The organism is Nitrosomonas communis (assembly GCF_900114745.1).
Taxonomy (GTDB): Bacteria; Pseudomonadota; Gammaproteobacteria; order Burkholderiales; family Nitrosomonadaceae; genus Nitrosomonas; species Nitrosomonas communis_A.
Window position 1 is genome coordinate 33,854 of the sequence record NZ_FOUB01000001.1, and the last position, 17,420, is coordinate 51,273.

Genomic DNA, 17,420 nt, shown 5'->3' on the forward strand with positions numbered 1-17,420 from the left:
CGCATTGCACCAGCTATTTTTCATTCAGCGCACTAGATGGTATCTTACTCTGACTACACAAGCGGAACCAAGGTGGAACAAAAAACCAGATTTTGTAATCGAATAAATTTATGCAGGCATAAAAATATTCCTATGCCAAACCTCATCATATCTACTCGAATCCATGTTCTATCACAGAGCGTTTTGCGCTTTTTGTTATTGCTATGACCGCGATGGTCGTTGTTGATAAGGAGGAGACATCATGAAATTCCACACTTTTTGCTTTCTATTCACTGCGATGCTTGCATCATCGCCCGCGTTGAGCGGCTCGAACAATCACTCAAATAACGACAATAAGCTTCCAAAGTCACTTGAGCAGAAGGTCAAGAACTTTCGCACCGATCTTGAGGCAAGAGGATATCAAGTCGCCCAGGGAAACTGGAATTTGTTTACGATCGAAGATTGCAAGTTCCCAATCGAGACGATCGGAATCTGTATGGGGAACAATCCTGCAGCTCCCTACGTCATCCCCACTCTTCCGCTTTGGCCGGATGAATTCGTGGACGATAAGATGAAAGACCTGCTCGGGCCGACCCAGGGGGACACCTGGTGGACATATCGCCTCGACGAGCGTGAAGCGCTGGTAGTGCTGGCACAGCTACCACCGCCCGGAAAGTATTTTTCATTAGAGACCTATGTCTTTACGCGCGAAGGAAAAATAAATACTAACGATGAGATCTATCAGTCCGTGCAAGCTGATCCCTTCATGCAGAGTATCCTCTTCAAGAAGTCACCCAATCCGTCCCGCTTGCTGACGTTCGCGAGTGTGGGCGACAACAATAACAACGTCGTCATTGAACAGCAGTCCGGAGCGGCCTTTGATCAGCAGCGTTTCTTCATCATCACGCCGGATAAAGTAATGAAGCGCAAGCTAACTCAGGCGCTGTTGCGCGCGGGTGTCCCGGATCGCAACCAGGTGTTCACCGAGCCCGTCTCGCCTGATGTCGCCCGGTTGGGGCTTGGCGCTGAAGCGGACGACCTGATGATTATTGCCCGTTATACGCATCCGGAGGACGAGGTGGCCGGTGACCAATGGCGTCAGCAACTTCCGCTCGCTGTGTTCCGGGTGAGGGATCCCGACACAGCGCGCGCAACCGAGCCCTTCCCGTTCCCTGTCCGGGAGGAGCGAATTGCTCAATCCGAGTTGGAGCTGGAAGGCGATGCCAAAGATCTGGTCGATGCGGTCAAGCAGCGTTGGGGACAGCCCAATTCCAAGGTGGGAGAGTTCGAGAGCCTGCTGCTTAAGGTGGATCTCCTCGGCGAGCACTGCCTTCCCCGTCCCATGAACTGCATCGGTGACAACTCAGACGCCGACTACCAGATCAGTCCGACGGCGCGCCTTGACTCGGGCGAAATCCTTGCCGTGGTGGGTACCCTCGGCACTGTCACTGGCAATGCCACCTACGTGAGCCTGTCGCCCAATTGGATACCCCCTCTCGAGGGCGTCTTGGACGTGTCGGATGTCGATCTTGAGGGAAGTGCATCAGCCTTTGCTGAAATGGTCAACAACACCGAAAAATTCTACGTCCACTACTTCGCGCGTGACTGTACGGATCTGCCGAATTGCCATGAAATTACCAAGGACATGATTCCCCAAGACGGTGAACTCAAGCTCGTCCAGCGGGATTATGTCGTGCCGGGCTCAACCCGGGGTCCGGACCCCAGGTTGCTCGTGAATCCGTCGCTGATCATCCTGGACGGGGCTTCTCGGCCGAAGAACCTTACAGACAAAAAATAGCGCAAAGATGCTGACTGACTTCTGTCGTTTTGGCTTAGTATTTTTTACATGGGTCAGACGGTGAGTTTTTGTCAATGCTTGCGGAATGTTCCGTGAGTGAGCAGGAGTAAAAGGGGTGGCGCAGAGGAGCGGCTACCCCTGCTTGCCTGGGCTTGCACGCTCCCACCATTCTTTCTCACCCGGCACGATCACGAAGAGTGGATGTGGATCGGGCCTGAGAACGTTCAGAAACTGCTTCAGCCAGGCTTGATCGCGGGCTTCAAGTTTCTCCTTGAGGTGCAGCCACTCGACATCGAGTTGGCCTTCGGTCATGGGAATCTGTTCTACTGGGCCGAAATGGCCAATGAGTTTGGCGTTGAAGCGGTAGCTCCGCTGGGTGGCTTCCGCATAGACCTCCTGAAGATACACCGCAATGGCTGTCGTTGGGTTCGGTACAAGCCTTGAAGCGGGCCAGCTGCGGATGATGCTGATATCCTCCCGTTGTACGGCTGAGCACTGCTTGAGCAAGTAGCGCTTCGCGCCACAGCGCGACCAGCCGACGTGCGTCCAGATACGATGGATGAAGCGTCCACAATCTCAAACGTTATTGAGACCGTCAATGATCAATTGAAGAATATCTCGCAAATCGAGCATTCCCGTCATCGCAGCCCAGTTAATTTCTTTGTTAATCTGATAGCCGGGCTGGTGGCTTATACTTTTCGGGAGAAGAAACCCTCACTTAATATCAGACTCCCTCAAACTCTTTCAGTTGTGGTAGCGTAATCCTTATGTCGAACTCACGTTATTTATTATTAGCTCACCATAATTTTTAGCATTTGAATGAGAGTTTCTTGCCGCTGCTGTAGGCTAGCGTTCCTTCCAAAAATTCTGATGGGCTGTTTAGTTAAATTTCTTGAAACCCTTATTTTTAATGAGTTCTACAACTTCGTTTTCGGAAAGTTTTTTCCTTGGTCACTTTTTTAAGCAGGATGTTATGGATTTCCTTTCCATCAGCAAACTTCTCATCTAGGAACCTATAAGCCACATCAGCCTTCGGAAGTTGCACTTCGAATTTGAATCCACATGTCATCTTATCAAACGATTTTAAAACCGTAAAAACAGGATAACTTTTACCCCAAACTGAATACATCCTTAAGCTCTGCATTGCTTAGATTGCCAATCCATTTCTCTCCGATACCCACAGTCAAGTCAGCCAGATTGCGTTTAGATTGGATCATGTCGTTGATGCGTTCTTCGAAGGTGGCGCGGGTGATGAGGCGATGTACTTGCACATTCTGAAGCTGGCCGATACGGTAGGCTCGATCGGTTGCCTGCGCCTCAACCGCGGGATTCCACCAGAGATCAAAGTGAATGACACTGGCAGCTGCTGTCAGGTTGAGGCCAGTACCGCCTGCCTTTAACGATAGCAGAAAAACGCGTTCGGTGCGGTCATGCTGGAAGCGCTCGACCATGCTATCACGCGTTTTTCGCGTAACGCCGCCGTGCAGGAATTGGGGCTCGCGCCCGAAGCGAGCTTTGATCCATACCGTCAGCAATTCTCCTGCTTCGCGAAATTGCGTAAATACCAGTACTTTTTCATGAGCGGCATAAATAGATTCGAGCAGATCGAGAAACAGTTCTGCTTTACCAGATAAACTTGCCTCGCTATCTCCCGTTTTAAGATATTGTGCTGGGTGATTGCAGATTTGCTTCAAAGCCAGGATCATCTGCAGAATCAATCCCTCACGTTTGAACGTGTCAGATTCGCCATTGATCACCTGCAAGGCTTCACGCACTACGGTTTCATACAATGCCGCCTGTTTCTTGGTCAGCTCACAGTATTGATTCTGTTCGATCTTGTCTGGCAAGTCGCTGATAATGCTTTTATCCGATTTAAGCCGTCGCAGCAAAAAGGGGCTGGTGACGCGCTTGAAACGCTGTGCTACCTGATGATCATGATGACTCTGGATCGGGACGGCAAACTCTTTGGTGAAATGGGTGAGATTACCCAGAAAGCCGCGATTGGCAAAATCCATGATGCTCCAGTATTCGGCCAGCCGGTTTTCCACCGGGGTCCCAGTCAAGGCAACAAAGGTAGCAGCTGGAATGGATTTAACAGCTTTGGTTTGTGCGGCAGCCGCATTTTTGATGTTTTGAGCTTCATCGATGATGACGATGCGCCAGGAGAGTTTCTTGAGTTTGGTTTGGTCAGAGCGCGCCATGCCGTAGGTGGTAAGTAGTACATCTGCCCGTTCGTTTGTCAATGCGCGCTCTGCGCCATGGAAAATGGCTACTGTCAGGGTCGGAGCAAAACGTGCGATTTCTTTGGTCCAGTTGGTAAGCAGGCTAGTCGGCACAATTACCAGCGCTTTTGCCTCATGCAGACTTCCTTCTTCTTTGAGTTTCAGCAAAGTGGTGATCATCTGCAGCGTCTTGCCCAAGCCCATGTCATCAGCGATGACGCTGCCAAACCCTGCACGAATATTGCGATATAACCAAGCATAGCCGCGTTCCTGATACGGTCGCAGGGTGGCATTGAGCGTAGTGGGTAGCGGTACATTACCCACTTCAATCAACTCGCGAATGATGTCTCGTGCTTTTGCATCCAGGATGATGGGCGTGCCGAGATATTCCTCGCTCAAGGCAATACGCAAGCGTTCTGCCGGGGTAGTGGAGGGTGGTTTTTCCAGTTGCAAGCGTAACTGTTCAATATCGGCAGGATCAAGATAGACATACTCACCCTTGAAGCGCACGATGCCTTGGGCATTCTTGACCAATTCATCAAATTCGGCCCGGGTGAGCTGGTTATTGCCAATCGCCACCATCCAGTCAAAACCTAAAATATCGCCTACATTGAGAAAACCTGTGCTGCCTGTGTTTTTACCAGATAACTTCATTGATAAGCGTGGACGCAGGATGTGATCGAGCGCTTTGGGCAATAATGCGCGTATTCCAAGCAGCCGAATAATCGGCAGCGTATCGAACAGAAAAGCAGGTAGGGCTTCAGGATTCAGTGCGATCGGGGTGGTAGCACCAGCACTGATATAGTGATTGAGGGGTGGAAAAAATTCTGCCAGTAATGAGACTGTTTGCAATACACTGTATAGATTTGCCTGCCATGCTTTATCCGTTAGCAAGCGTGCAAATGGTACAGGCTCCTGCAATGAAGCATTCCGTGCCACGACGCCGAGCGACAAGCTGAATCCGACACCGCCATCTTCGAGCTGCAACACCGGCGTATAAGTTTGCTGGCCAATATGAAAGCGCGACAACCACAACTGCACCCCGGCACTGATTTCCCCTTCACCGGGACCATTAAACCGAGCGCTGCCGTGGCCGAAAAACAGGCCAAGCAGTTTGTTGCCATACGGTTTCTCATGGCGAACATCGCTCCAATAACGTATGAACTCACCCAGAAATAAGCTGCATAATGCGATGGCTTGCACTTCGTCAGAGAGATTGGTTACTTTCTTGCCGTTGCAGTAAGCCAGCAATCCTGCTGGCAGTAGTGTTGCCAGTTGATTGACCAAAGCGTTCATCGTTCCATCCAGTATCGCTGGTAGCCAGCGCAGGCCTACCTCCAATTTGCCTGCCTGGAACACTTGGGGTAGGACCGAGCCTTGCGCCAGCAGATGCAGACAAGCCATACGAGCATGATACATAGCTGCTACTTCCGGCTGGAGATCAGGTAAATCAGCTTCGGTAAGCTGCTGCAGAGCGGCTACCCAGTCCATCCAGTGGGCTTGCAGCGTTAATCCCGCAAGAGTGGGTTGATACAGCTGATCAAGCATCACATGGGGTTTGTCTGCGGGGGTGATGACTGCCGAGCGAATGTCAGTGCTATTATTGCTTGTGGTAGCGGTTTTAAGTGCAAGGCGGGCCTGCTTGATTACTCGCTTCATCACTTTTTCGTAAGTAATACGAAAATCGCCCGGTTGAAAAAAAGTTGGATTCGCAGGCAATACACTCACCAGGGAAGCAGCGAGATCGGGCAAAAGGGAATAATCAAGTGCGCTATAGTCATCCAAGTCAGACATATTCTGCACCAAGGATTCGTGATGATGCGGCTGATCCAGCAGATCCTCTACCGTCGGCAAAGTCGCCTTGGCTTCGCGTTCGATTGAAATATGACGCGCTGCCAGTTCCTGAGTGAGATCAACTCCCTTTAAAGAAAATACTATAAAGGGATTACCATCGATTTCCCGGCTGATCAGATAAATGACTGCAGCCAGGTGTTTACAGGGCACTGCCCAATCCGGACAGGAGCAGGACATGGAAAGATCTGTCCAGCGTGTTGGGAAAATAGCCACTTTGAGCGTTTTGGCATGCTCCAGCACCGCGGGGTCAAGCTTGCGATTGAGCATTTTCGAGATAATGACCGGATCGAGCGCCACTGCGTCAAGCAAAGCCTTGGTCTGCTGCGAAGGCATAGGAGGTACTTTAATTGTGACGTCATAAGGGCGTGGACGGGAGCCCTTTACTTTGGCATGAATATTTCCATGCTGAATCTCGATTTTTGTTACTGCCCCTTTGTTGGCATAACTACGTCCGCGTGGCAGACGGTTGTCATAATCGATTTGCGAGAGTGAGTTAAGCCACTGCGTTCCCCACCAGGTCATTCCATAGCTTTTGTGTGCTGTCACTACTTAACGATTTCGGATAATAGGATGAAAAAGAAAAAAGCAATTAATTGGCTGACTCTATGTAATTCCATTTCTAAATCAAAAATGACGCGAAGGCGAGCCGCAGACAGTATCAATAATACGGCAAGGTGAAGCCGACAAAGACAGTTTTGATTTAGAAATGGAATAATGCGATTACTATTGCCATTTTCGATACTTTATCGCAGAGGCTTTGCTACTTCGCATCGCTCGCCGATCCAGCGGCCCTGGGTATCGGCTTTAGCATAGAGCGGCGCGCCTCGCACAACGCTGTCGAATTCTGTTCGCCCGCTGAAACTTTCAAGGGACATAAAAATTCCTTCCGCGTAGCCATTACCTTTAAATTGCGGGTTATCACACATCAGTTCCATCTGATAGCGATTGCCTGTTCGGTTGGCATTTGTGACCGTACAGCCAGATTGGTTTTCATACAAATAAGTGGGCACCTCTTGCTTTGCCATTTCCGGTGTAATGCAGACATTGGAAGTAGCCGCACCATTGCGGATTTGCGGTATCTCTAATCCATACTGTCTGGCCAAGTTAGTCAACTGCTGCATTTGCTCCGAGGGAATATGGGGCACCAACGCCAACAAATCAGACTTAGTCGTTACCTCCCATAATCCCGGCCGCATAATGTCCTCCGCCCAGCTCAAAGTTGACAGGGTTCCTGATAATAAGATAAATAAAACAATCTTGTGCATAGGGAGTTCCTCCAAACAATAAATCATACCTTAACTTCTATCAATTATCCGGACCAGGATGATGAATGTTACGCTACATGGGGAACCAGCCAGAGTGACTCAGAACATCATAATGAGGGTATGCAGCCTGATAAGCTTTTCCATGATGTTTATTTTTTGCTGCAGCTATACTTTTCCCACGTCAAAATTTGGTTGTTCCTAGTCCTCATCTGCCTTCTTCCATTGAAAGAAGGTCTTGTCGTACCAAATCTTGAAGTGCGAGGAAGATATATGAGCTGAAGCCTCATTATTCTATTTCAAAATCATGCAGGTTGGAAGGCGAGCCGCAGACAATATCAATAATACGACAAGGAAACGCTGACAAAATCAGGTTTGATTTAGAAATGCAATTACTGACCATCTGGTACAGATTCAAGCCAAGTGCAACGCTCAGCTACTTCTGGATCGATCTCCCTATGACCAATTCCTTTAGCAATAAGACCGATCACTCTCGGATCGTTGTCATACTCGGTATGAGCAGTAAAGGGATTAGCAAACTGTCCTACAAAAATATCTGTAATACTGATCACGTTCAGAATGGTATTAGTCAGGGTTGGGCAAAGGCGTGAATCCACATACTCATCGATAAAACTGGGAGGAAGCGCGTAGCTGAATAAATCGTTAGGATCGCTGAAGGCGATGAGATGAGTTTTACTGAAAAGTTTTTCCGCAGCATGAGTAGCGTTCGGGCTACAGATATCGGCAATTCGACCCGTAACTCCCGGTTTGAGCTGCCCCATTTGCAAGAGGGGTAGTTGGTTGGAAAGCATAAAAACCGTAAATTCCTTTTGTTGTAACAGGCGCTTTTTTTCCAGGAAATTCTTCATTATATTTGTTTGAAGAGAGATTGCGGTGGTACTTTGGGAAAACTGCAAATTCTCTGCAAGAGCGGCTTCCAGCTGAGTGGTGTCACTAACGATACTGGCTATCCATTGCAAAGCATCCACAGTAATTCGACTACCAAGACTGTGCGTTATAAAAACAAACTCATCATCCAGCCTGTCAAGGCTGGTAGGAGCAGTCCCATCGCAAAATTGGGTGGTCTTGGTCTTAAGTGAATTCCAGCTATTACTCATGAGCCAGCACAGTGACTGACCCACGGAAATATGGATTTTTTGCCGTGAGGTACCATTGAACATCATCACATCAGGAATGGTGTCATTGACAAATACCTTCATGATATTGTTAAAGGGTGCACGTCGGAAGGAATACTCACCGGAGTTATCAAAGAGTATGGCTTGTTTCTCCTTCGCTATAATCGAATCCCAAGTAAGTTCTGCGAAAATAATTTCCCTGCTTTCATCAGCATTCATGTAACGTATCAAGCGAAGCAATCCCAGTTCCTGGGTTGGATACTTAGGATGAGTGATAGTAATCTCCTTGATCGTTTCCTGGACACGATTGAGAGAGAGGGCCTGCGCCAAGTTCTCGGCCAAACGGGTAGAGTAACCTGGCTGATGAGAACCAATCCCATGCACTACGAGCACTTTGATCACAGGACGGTCATTTTTGCCTGCTTGAGACAGCTGCTCTTGCCACTTTAACTTTGCTTCTAGCCCTTCGAACGCACGACCCCGTATATAGCACTTTCGGGTATCCTCTTTCTTGCCTTGTACACTCAGGACTGCCTCAGCGACTCCTTTGCCGAAGCTGACGCAGCCCGAAGCATGTATGACAAGGAATAAAGAACAGGTCATTGCAATGACCTTTGGAAACTGAACAAATTGGTTTGTCATTATGTTCTTGTTCGTAAATAAGTAAATAAATTAACGAAAAAGACATCGCGAATACCCTTACCCACTTGCCAGCTAAAACAGAGATCACCACTGCTTGATTCGTTCCAGCAATTTATCGAAAGGGACAGCAAATTTTTGTACGCCTTCCGCTTCCAATTGTTCGCCGACTGCTTCCAAGTCAATGCCAACTTGATGTAGTTTTTCTAGCAGGCTACGAGCTTCATCTAATTCCTGCTCGATACGCACTGCTGGTTGACCATGATTACGATAAGCGATCAGTGTTTGGAGTGGCATCGTATTAATCGTATCCTTAGCAATTAAAGGTTCGACGTATTTAGTATCGCTGTAAGCAGGATCTTTAGTTCCGGTACTCGCCCATAGCAGCCGCTGGGCGCGGGCACCATGGCTCGATAAGGATTGCCAGCGATTATCTTTAATCCATTGCAGATAGTGCTGGTAGGCAAGACGTGCACAAGCGATGGCGGCTCTACCTCGTAAAGCACTCACCGATTTGTCGCCAGTAATTTGGATAAGCTCATCCAGACGTTTATCCACCAATACATCAATGCGACTCAAGAAAAAACTGGCAACGGAAGTAATATGATCAACAGGCTTATGCTGAGCTACACGGGTTTCCAATCCTGCCAAAAATGCATCGACTACCTGCCGATAACGTTCCAGACTGAACAAGATCGTTACATTAACGTTGATACCCGCGGCAAGCAGATGCGTGATGGCAGGTAATCCTGCCTGGGTTGCCGGCACCTTGATCAGGACATTAGGCCGGTTAAGTGCTGCCCATAACCGCTCAGCCTCGTTGATGGTTTGTTGCGTATCATAAGCAACATGGGGTGAAACTTCCAGGCTGACAAAACCATCGCGGCCGTTTGATTCATCGTAGAGTGGTCGAAACAGCTCGGCAGCCCGAGCGACATCTTCCAAGGCGAGTGTTTCATAAATTTCTTTGGGCGGCGTATCACGGTGCGTAAGCAATGTAATAGCTTCATCGTAGTCATGGTGTTCGTTAATTGCCTTTTCAAAAATGGCCGGGTTGGACGTTATCCCTGCCAAGCCGTCTTCCTTTATCATTCTAGCAACTTCACCATTTTTTAGCATATTACGCTGAATATAGTCGAGCCAGATGCTCTGGCCGAGTGCTTTGATCTGAAGTAATGGATTAACATTCATAACCTACCTCCTAATTTTAGTTCATGGCATTAATGTCAGGTTCCTGGGATTGTGGTAGCCGTTGCCATTGCCATTGCTGAGCTCAATGCGTAATGCCTGCTCAATCACTGGTTAAACACTATTATGGTGAATTTCCATGCAACATTGCCGTACCTGACCACCAATGAATCAGGTTGTTCTCAATTGGAGTACAAGCATCTGGGTGATAGGCCACACAGCGAGGCGTAAAATCAGTATAGGGACGCGTGGTAGGTAAATTACCTCTATAAAGATAGCCATTTAAAGCACCCGGGATGCTGGCGTAGTGTCGCATTGTCTCGCAAATAGGCGTTTCGCTATCCAGCGGGTCTGCATATAGCTGGATCTGGATAGAATCGGGTAAAACTTCCCCTAGATAAATCTGTACTTCAAAGGCCCAGCCATCTTTTTCTTCCGATATCGTCAGATTGCCCCAATGTATTTGATGCCAATTTCGTCTTAACTGTTCATCCCACAGGCGAAGTTTTTTAGCAATGACGCTTCCTTGGGCTGTTCGTTGTTGAAAATTGATAGCAACGGGAAGATACAATTTTTCCACATATTCACGTACCATGCGATTGTTACTGAACCGCGGAGCGAGATGAGCCATGCTGGCGCGCATGCGGGCAACCCAGCTTCTGGGAATACCCGTTGCGTCGCGATCATAGAACATCGGTACAATTTCTTGTTCCAGAAGCTGGTAGAGTTGTTCAGCTTCCACGTCATCCCAGCTGGCTTCAGTGTGCTCTTTGCCATCACCTAACGCCCAGCCAACTTCCGGTGTGTAAGCTTCGGCCCACCATCCATCCAATTCCGAAAGATTCAAACCACCGTTTACCAATACTTTCATACCGCTGGTGCCACTCGCTTCCCACGGTCGACGTGGGGTGTTGATCCATACATCCACACCTTGCACCAATTCCTGGGCTAAGGCAATGTCGTAATCTTCGAGAAAGACAACTCGTTTACGAACAATCGGTTGAGCGGCAAATTGAGCCCACTGCTGAACGAGGCGTTTTCCTTCAATATCGGCAGGGTGAGCCTTGCCAGCGACAACGATTTGTACTGGTCGTTGCGTATCAGTAAGTATTCGGATCAGACGGTTAGGATCATGCAGCAACAGGTTAGGACGCTTGTAAGCAGTGAAACGTCTTGCAAATCCGATTGTTAACACATTGGGATCAAGAATCTGGTCGGCCTCATCAATAATTTCTTTCTCTGCACCTCGTTGACTCAATTGCAAGCGAAGCCGTTGTCGCGCTTGACGCACCAAATCGGTACGTTCTTGGCCGCACAAAGTCCAAAGCTTGGCGTCATCCAATTTGTTAATTGCGGCAGTAAGCATTTCTTCTGTGCCGAGCCAGCGGTTTTTGCCGCAAGATTGTGTCCAAATCTCATCCGCCCAGGGAGAATCCCACGATGGTACATGCACGCCGTTGGTGATATAACTTATGGGTACTTCACATTCAGGCCAATGGGGGTAGAGATCCTGGAAGATACTTTGGCTGACTTTACTATGCAGATGGCTAACCCCATTTATCCGGCCACAAGATCGTGCCGCCAGGTAGGCCATATTGAAGGGCTCATTATCATCTTGCCCATTCCGGCGGCCTAGTTTCACTAATTCCTCAGGCGCTACGCCTAGTTTCTTGGCATAAATCAAGCCATATTTTGCGAGCAATTCACGTGGGAAGGTATCGAATCCTGCTGCCACTGGGGTGTGCGTAGTGAATATGTTGCCAGGACGCGTCGCCCAAAGCGCTTCCCAAAAATCCACTTGCCGTTTCTCCTGAAAACAGCGGGCACGTTCCAGTGCCACGAAAGCGGCGTGACCTTCATTCAGATGGCAGATATCAATTTCCAGTTCTAATGCTTCAATTAACCGCCAGCCACCTATTCCCAGAATGATCTCCTGCACCAGCCGGATTTCCTTTCCGCCACCATAGAGTTTGCTGGTAATACCACGATCAGGCGCACTATTTAGCAGATTGTTGCTATCGAGTAAATACAAGCTAACCCGTCCTACTCTTGCTTCCCAAACCTGCAAGCGTACCGTTCGGCCAGGCAATTCGATGGGGATGTGTAACCAAGCACCGTTATGAGCCAATACTGGACGTAATGGTAGACTGCTAGAATCATTATAAGAATAAATTTCCTGCTGCCATCCATTCCCGTCCAATATTTGTCGAAAATAACCTTCCTGATAGAGAAGGCCGATCGCGGTTACAGGCACGGCCAGATCACTGGCAGCTTTGAGATAATCCCCCGCTAGAATACCCAGCCCGCCTGCATATAATGGCAAGGCCTTACCCAAACCAAATTCCATACTGAAATAGGCGACCCCTTTAAGTTTGGCTTCAGCATGTACTTCTCCAAACCAACCACAGCAATCACAGTAGCCATTGCGCGCCTTGGTTAAACTATCAAGGTGTTGCTTAAATTGCGTGCTTCGATTTAATTCATCTAGTCGTTCGCGCGACAAGTTTTGCAATACTACAAATGGATTTTCACTCTGTTCCCATAATTGTGGGTCCATTGTTTTCCATACCTCATCGCCAGCATGGCTCCAGGTCCAGCGCAGGTCTGTAGCCAAGTCTGTAATCTGTTCAAGTAGTGGCAACAGCTCAGCGGGCAAATCCTGCAAGTAATGCATCACCAAGCGAGGCATCTTCATGAGCTTTTTTTTGCGCTCTTTCCTTTACCGATAGCATGCTTTTGCATTTTCACAATCTCAGAGAAGTTCATAGTCCGCCCGTGGCGACAACGCACACAGGAGAAACAAGCGGTAATGAATGCTTTATGCTACAGTTGGAATACTAAGCGGGTGAGAACCGTTAATCCAATGGTACTAACCCGTCTAGTTTTTTAATGCAAAGTATTTTCTTGATAGATTGGAGAGATCATAACAATCAGGCGGTGTAAACCGCGACTTTTTACATCGCTGAAAAATAATTTTCCGGCAAAATGTACTCCATTCATACTCACTACTTCAAAATGATGCCCTATGCGTGAAAGAAAGCGCAAATAGGGGTTAGTCCGTTCTCCTTTTAATAGCTCGATTTTTGCCAGCTTTGGCAATAGCTTGGAGATATGGAGCTTCGGAAAATTCTTGGGCGAATAACCCAATAACTTTGCGCCAGCTTCGTTGCAATCGCGAATCAAACCATCATCAGAAAGTAGCAAAACTGCTTGCTCGTTTTCGATATTTTCAGTTTTAATATCAAAATTATTTCTTGGTTTCATGTTACTGGTACTCATTGTTTCTCCTCCGTTTCTGTAGCCAACCAATCACCCAGTTCATGTCCTGGTTCAGATCCTCTAGCCTGCGTCTTGTGATAAATTGAAACAGCACTACGAGAGTAATGATCTTCCTTCAGTTGCATACTGTTATTCCATTTCTAAATCAAAACTGACTTTGTCGACTTCACTTCGCCGTACTATTCATACTGTCTGCAGCTTGCCTTCGTGTCATGTTTGATTTGGAAATGAAAAGAGATTCGCTGCCTGTGAGTGACGTTTGCCTCTTCTTTAATAAAGCAACCACAATTAGTGAGATAATAGACAAATATAATCTTGGTGTTACATCACTATGCTAACAACGTGATTTAACAATCCTAATAATTTATCGAAAAATAGAAGACAATTAAATACGTGTAAACACGTAGTAATTCCATTTCCAAATCAAAAATGACGCGAAGGTGAGCCGCAGACAGTATAAAAAATAATACGGCAAGGTGAAGCCGACAAAATCAGTTTTGATTTAGAAATGGAATAATTATCTTGGAATCTTCAGTTGACCGAGTGGAGCATAGGGTGACAAGTGCGATGCAAGACGCTCTAACGAGCCTGATTGATGTAATCCAGGATTATTTTGAAATTGAGATCAGTTGACAAAGTCCGATTCATTAGCCTGTCCAGGCTGGAATCACCGAAACTTTTCCAATCGTTTTTCAATGTTTCCGGATCAGTAGATTGCAGTGCTACTGAATTGGATCATTCATCGATTTATAAAATTTCCTGTTCTTATTTTATCCCAGATTTTCCATTAGAACCTCAAATATCAATAAAACCAAGGTCTTGTCTTAATAACCCTTTTTGATATAGCTGATCCCATATAAAATGATTTAAATTTTATATGGGATCAGCTATATATTTTGTGATGATTTTCAGTCATCGAGCAGTTTTCAGGTTAAACTTGGATAAAACAGCTGCTTTATGTAGCAAATTATTCAGCCGACGCCAAGAAGTGGCGTGGCTGAGTGGGGCTTGCAAGCAGGTAGCTAGCCTAGCAGTTCCTAATTATTTGTTTTTCTCGTGCTTGGCTTGTTCTGAAATTCCTGATAAAACGCCAGCAGCAATTTTATGCAACAGATCGGCTGTTGCTTGAGAAAGCTGCAATCCAGCTTCAAACTGAGCTTGCCCGACCGAAGATATCTGATGGGTAAAGGTGGCGAGTGTTTCCTGGAGTTGAGCACCGATCGTGGTTCCGTTGCGTTGTGCATGAGTGAATAAATCATTTAACGTTTCAGCGATTACACCTTTTGCAACAGATGCTGATTGTTGCAATATATCCATAAATAACTCTTCCAGAGTTGCTAAATCAGCGCGCGTCTTTGTGAGCTCTTCACGGGAAAATTGCTGGGCTTTCCCGGCCGCTTCCTCTACTACCAATTTTGAAGCCTCGGCAAATTGTGCGAAGGCGGTGTCCAACCCTGAAACTGCATGGGATATTTGGCTCTGAGCAGTATGGGATTGTTCCGAGGTCTGTTCCAATTTCTGCTGCGCACCGTCGTGCACACCTTGCATCACAGCGGTAGCAATCCGACCCAACGATTGAATGTCTAAACGATGTGCTTGCATTGACTTGAGCGTTAATCGCCGTACAGCTTCCTTGACGTCACCGCCATGTATAATTGCTTCGCGTACATCGGCTTCGAGTTGCGCCATATCATCCTGGTCATGCATCGTTCTATTGCTTTCATTTTGCATTTTAGATACCTCCGGATTTAAATAAATATGTCATATTGCAGATTCATTTTCCGTCTTCAATGGTAAGTCGGTCAAGGCCACCCATATAAAACTGTAAAACAGATGGAATAGTTATGCTGCCATCCCTATTTTGGTAATTTTCAAGAATAGCCACTAACGTTCGTCCAATCGCCAGACCAGAGCCATTTAGCGTGTGGAGCAATTCCGGTTTTCCTTTCTCATTGCGAAAACGTGCCTGCATGCGTCGTGCCTGAAAAGCTTCGCAATTGCTGCATGAAGATATCTCCCGATAAGCTTTTTGTGCAGGTAACCATATTTCAATATCATACGTTTTTGCAGCCGAAAAACCCATATCACTAGTACATAATGTCATCACTCGATAAGGCAATTCCAATTTTTGCAAAATTTTTTCTGCATGGCTGACGAGCTGTTCCAATGCTTCATAGGATTTTTGTGGATGTACGATATGCACAAGTTCAACTTTATCGAATTGATGCTGGCGAATCAGGCCACGCGTATCCTTGCCATAGCTGCCTGCTTCAGAACGGAAGCAAGGAGTATGAGCAACAAATTTCAGCGGAAGCTGTTCAAGCGGAATAATTTCATCACGCACCATATTGGTTAAGGGTACCTCAGCAGTGGGGATCAAGTATAATTTGAACGAATCATGATCAATTGATATGGCTGCACTCATATGATCGCTAGCTCCCGCATGCACGGCAAACAAATCTTCCTCAAATTTCGGCAATTGTCCTGTGCCTTGCAAGCAATCTGCATTGACCAGATAGGGGACATAAATTTCAGTATAACCATGCTCCTGAGTATGCGTATCCAGCATAAACTGTGCCAGCGCACGATGTAGGTGAGCAATGCCACCTTTCATCACGTTGAATCGTGCGCCACTCAGTTTGGCTGCAGTTTCAAAATCGAGTAAACCCAATTCTTCACCTATGCTGACATGGTCCTTAATGGCAAAATCGAATGATCTGGGCGTTCCCCAACGCCGTATTTCAAGGTTGTCCGTTTCACTTTTTCCCTCTGGAACACTGCTATGCGCTAAGTTAGGGATAGTTAGTAATAGCTGCTGCAGCTCGGCTTGAATGCGCTCGAGCTGGCTTTCGGTCTGTTTAAGTTCATCTCCTAGATGAGCAATCTCTGCCATGATCGTAGTCACATCCTCGCCTTTTTGTTTGGCAATGCCAATTTGCTTAGAAGTGGTATTGCGTTTTGCCTGTAATTCCTGTGTTTGAGTTTGGATCGATTTGCGTTGCGTTTCCAGCCATTGGAATTGTGCAACTGGGAAGGTGTAGCCACGTTTGGCTAGTCGTGAAGCGATATTTTCTGGATCGGTGCGTAATTGTTGAATGTCTAACATGTATTACTCCAAAAGAAGTGGCTCATCTTAACTGACCGGACAGATTAATGTCTGTAATTACAATATTTCTTATGTTTGAGGTTTAATTCCATTTCCAAATCAAAGATGACGTGAAGACGAGCCGCACACAGTATCAATAATACGGCAAGCTGAAGTCGACAAAGTCAGTTTTGATTTAGAAATGGAATAAAGTCTGTTCACACTGAATCGATAAAAATTTGAGCTGGCTTGGACTGGTTCAGCCGAACAGCGCTGATACTTCACCATAATGGATCGATCAATTTGAGTCACTTGGAATTTGACAATTCTGTCAAATTGATAATGGTCGGTTCAATCAAGTAAATATACGAAGTAAGTGTGTTCGCTCAACTTCCCTCAAATTGGCATAATGCGAATACCTTTTGCCCTTGCTTTTCTAGACGAGCTCTGCCGCCAACTTCAGGCAGATCGACCACAAAACAGCATTCGATGATTTCTCCGCCCATCTCCTGGATAAGCTTGACAGCTGCCTCCATGGTACCGCCTGTAGCAATAAGATCGTCCACTAGCAATATCCGTTCTCCTTTTCGGATCGCATCGGTATGAATTTCAATCCGATCACTGCCGTACTCCAATTGATAGTCGCAGCCCATGGTTTCAGCTGGCAATTTGCCTGGTTTGCGTACCGGCACAAAACCAACACCCAACGCATACGCAACGGGAGCACCAATAATGAAGCCGCGCGACTCAATGCCGACAACTTTGTCGATATTGCTCGTTCGGTAGCGATTGACAATTTCCTGGATGGTGGTACGTAAGCCAACAGCATCTTTCAGCAATGTGGTAACGTCGCGAAACATGATGCCTTCATGAGGGTAATGAGGAATGGTGCGAATACGGGATTTAATAGGCATAAAAAGTTTAATTAAAGCAAATTTATAAATCTATCGATCAGAGCAAAGTTGATATTTGATATCC

The 17,420-nt window shown here is 46.9% G+C and carries 12 protein-coding genes and 1 pseudogene; 2 read left to right on the plus strand and 11 right to left on the minus strand.

The window, feature by feature from the left end:
* Window positions 1–241: 241 nt before the first annotated feature.
* Window positions 242–1,777, plus strand: a complete 1,536-nt coding sequence (locus BM122_RS00120; protein WP_074902516.1) for a hypothetical protein — start codon at window positions 242–244, stop codon at window positions 1,775–1,777.
* Window positions 1,778–2,036: 259 nt separating this feature from the next.
* On the opposite strand, the gene BM122_RS00125 is transcribed toward BM122_RS00120, so the two are convergent.
* Window positions 2,037–2,357, minus strand: a complete 321-nt coding sequence (locus BM122_RS00125) for a pyrimidine dimer DNA glycosylase/endonuclease V (protein ID WP_371264868.1) — start codon at window positions 2,355–2,357, stop codon at window positions 2,037–2,039.
* Between the two features lie 2 nt (window positions 2,358–2,359).
* On the opposite strand from BM122_RS00125, the pseudogene BM122_RS00130 reads away from it, so the two are divergent.
* Window positions 2,360–2,539: pseudogene (locus BM122_RS00130) on the plus strand (transposase); the annotation flags it as partial.
* A 347-nt stretch (window positions 2,540–2,886) separates the two neighbouring features.
* On the opposite strand, the gene BM122_RS00140 reads toward BM122_RS00130, so the two are convergent.
* The 10 genes from BM122_RS00140 to BM122_RS00180 form a co-directional block, all read right to left on the minus strand.
* The gene (locus tag BM122_RS00140) at window positions 2,887–6,375 is read right to left on the minus strand and encodes a DEAD/DEAH box helicase (protein ID WP_074902521.1); all 3,489 of its coding nucleotides are present in this window, start codon (window positions 6,373–6,375) and stop codon (window positions 2,887–2,889) included.
* A 221-nt stretch (window positions 6,376–6,596) separates the two neighbouring features.
* Complete coding sequence (locus BM122_RS00145) at window positions 6,597–7,118, minus strand: DUF3617 domain-containing protein (RefSeq protein ID WP_074902524.1); 522 nt, start codon at window positions 7,116–7,118, stop codon at window positions 6,597–6,599.
* Between the two features lie 389 nt (window positions 7,119–7,507).
* Window positions 7,508–8,854, minus strand: a complete 1,347-nt coding sequence (locus tag BM122_RS00150; RefSeq protein WP_074902820.1) for a hypothetical protein — start codon at window positions 8,852–8,854, stop codon at window positions 7,508–7,510.
* Between the two features lie 123 nt (window positions 8,855–8,977).
* Window positions 8,978–10,081, minus strand: coding sequence for a transaldolase (gene tal, locus BM122_RS00155; RefSeq protein ID WP_074902528.1), 1,104 nt, complete (start codon window positions 10,079–10,081; stop codon window positions 8,978–8,980).
* A gap of 121 nt (window positions 10,082–10,202) precedes the next feature.
* Window positions 10,203–12,773 (minus strand): alpha-glucan family phosphorylase, encoded by a 2,571-nt coding sequence (glgP, locus tag BM122_RS00160; RefSeq protein WP_083398252.1) that lies wholly within the window; start codon window positions 12,771–12,773, stop codon window positions 10,203–10,205.
* 191 nt (window positions 12,774–12,964) lie between these two features.
* Window positions 12,965–13,357: a nitrogen regulation protein NR(II) gene (locus BM122_RS00165; protein ID WP_074902531.1), complete on the minus strand. Its 393-nt coding sequence runs from the start codon at window positions 13,355–13,357 to the stop codon at window positions 12,965–12,967.
* The gene (locus tag BM122_RS24685; RefSeq protein ID WP_256211810.1) at window positions 13,354–13,482 is read right to left on the minus strand and encodes a hypothetical protein; all 129 of its coding nucleotides are present in this window, start codon (window positions 13,480–13,482) and stop codon (window positions 13,354–13,356) included. Before BM122_RS24685 ends, BM122_RS00165 begins: the two co-directional genes overlap by 4 nt.
* 916 nt (window positions 13,483–14,398) lie before the next feature.
* Window positions 14,399–15,088 (minus strand): DUF6781 family protein, encoded by a 690-nt coding sequence (locus tag BM122_RS00170; protein ID WP_074902534.1) that lies wholly within the window; start codon window positions 15,086–15,088, stop codon window positions 14,399–14,401.
* Between the two features lie 43 nt (window positions 15,089–15,131).
* Window positions 15,132–16,463, minus strand: a complete 1,332-nt coding sequence (gene serS, locus BM122_RS00175; RefSeq protein WP_074902536.1) for a serine--tRNA ligase — start codon at window positions 16,461–16,463, stop codon at window positions 15,132–15,134.
* Window positions 16,464–16,828: 365 nt separating this feature from the next.
* Window positions 16,829–17,356, minus strand: a complete 528-nt coding sequence (locus BM122_RS00180) for an adenine phosphoribosyltransferase (RefSeq protein WP_074902539.1) — start codon at window positions 17,354–17,356, stop codon at window positions 16,829–16,831.
* Between the last annotated feature and the right edge of the window lie 64 nt (window positions 17,357–17,420).

Excerpts from the sequence above, each read along its gene's own strand:
- BM122_RS00170 (WP_074902534.1), bottom strand. The coding sequence starts at position 15,088 with ATGCAAAATGAAAGCAATAGAACGATGCATGACCAGGATGATATGGCG.
- tal (WP_074902528.1), bottom strand. The coding sequence starts at position 10,081 with ATGAATGTTAATCCATTACTTCAGATCAAAGCACTCGGCCAGAGCATC.
- BM122_RS00165 (WP_074902531.1), bottom strand. The coding sequence starts at position 13,357 with ATGAGTACCAGTAACATGAAACCAAGAAATAATTTTGATATTAAAACT.
- BM122_RS24685 (WP_256211810.1), bottom strand. The coding sequence starts at position 13,482 with ATGCAACTGAAGGAAGATCATTACTCTCGTAGTGCTGTTTCAATTTAT.
- BM122_RS00145 (WP_074902524.1), bottom strand. The coding sequence starts at position 7,118 with ATGCACAAGATTGTTTTATTTATCTTATTATCAGGAACCCTGTCAACT.
- serS (WP_074902536.1), bottom strand. The coding sequence starts at position 16,463 with ATGTTAGACATTCAACAATTACGCACCGATCCAGAAAATATCGCTTCA.
- BM122_RS00140 (WP_074902521.1), bottom strand. The coding sequence starts at position 6,375 with ATGACCTGGTGGGGAACGCAGTGGCTTAACTCACTCTCGCAAATCGAT.
- glgP (WP_083398252.1), bottom strand. The coding sequence starts at position 12,773 with ATGAAGATGCCTCGCTTGGTGATGCATTACTTGCAGGATTTGCCCGCT.
- BM122_RS00120 (WP_074902516.1), top strand. The coding sequence starts at position 242 with ATGAAATTCCACACTTTTTGCTTTCTATTCACTGCGATGCTTGCATCA.
- BM122_RS00150 (WP_074902820.1), bottom strand. The coding sequence starts at position 8,854 with ATGACCTGTTCTTTATTCCTTGTCATACATGCTTCGGGCTGCGTCAGC.
- BM122_RS00180 (WP_074902539.1), bottom strand. The coding sequence starts at position 17,356 with ATGCCTATTAAATCCCGTATTCGCACCATTCCTCATTACCCTCATGAA.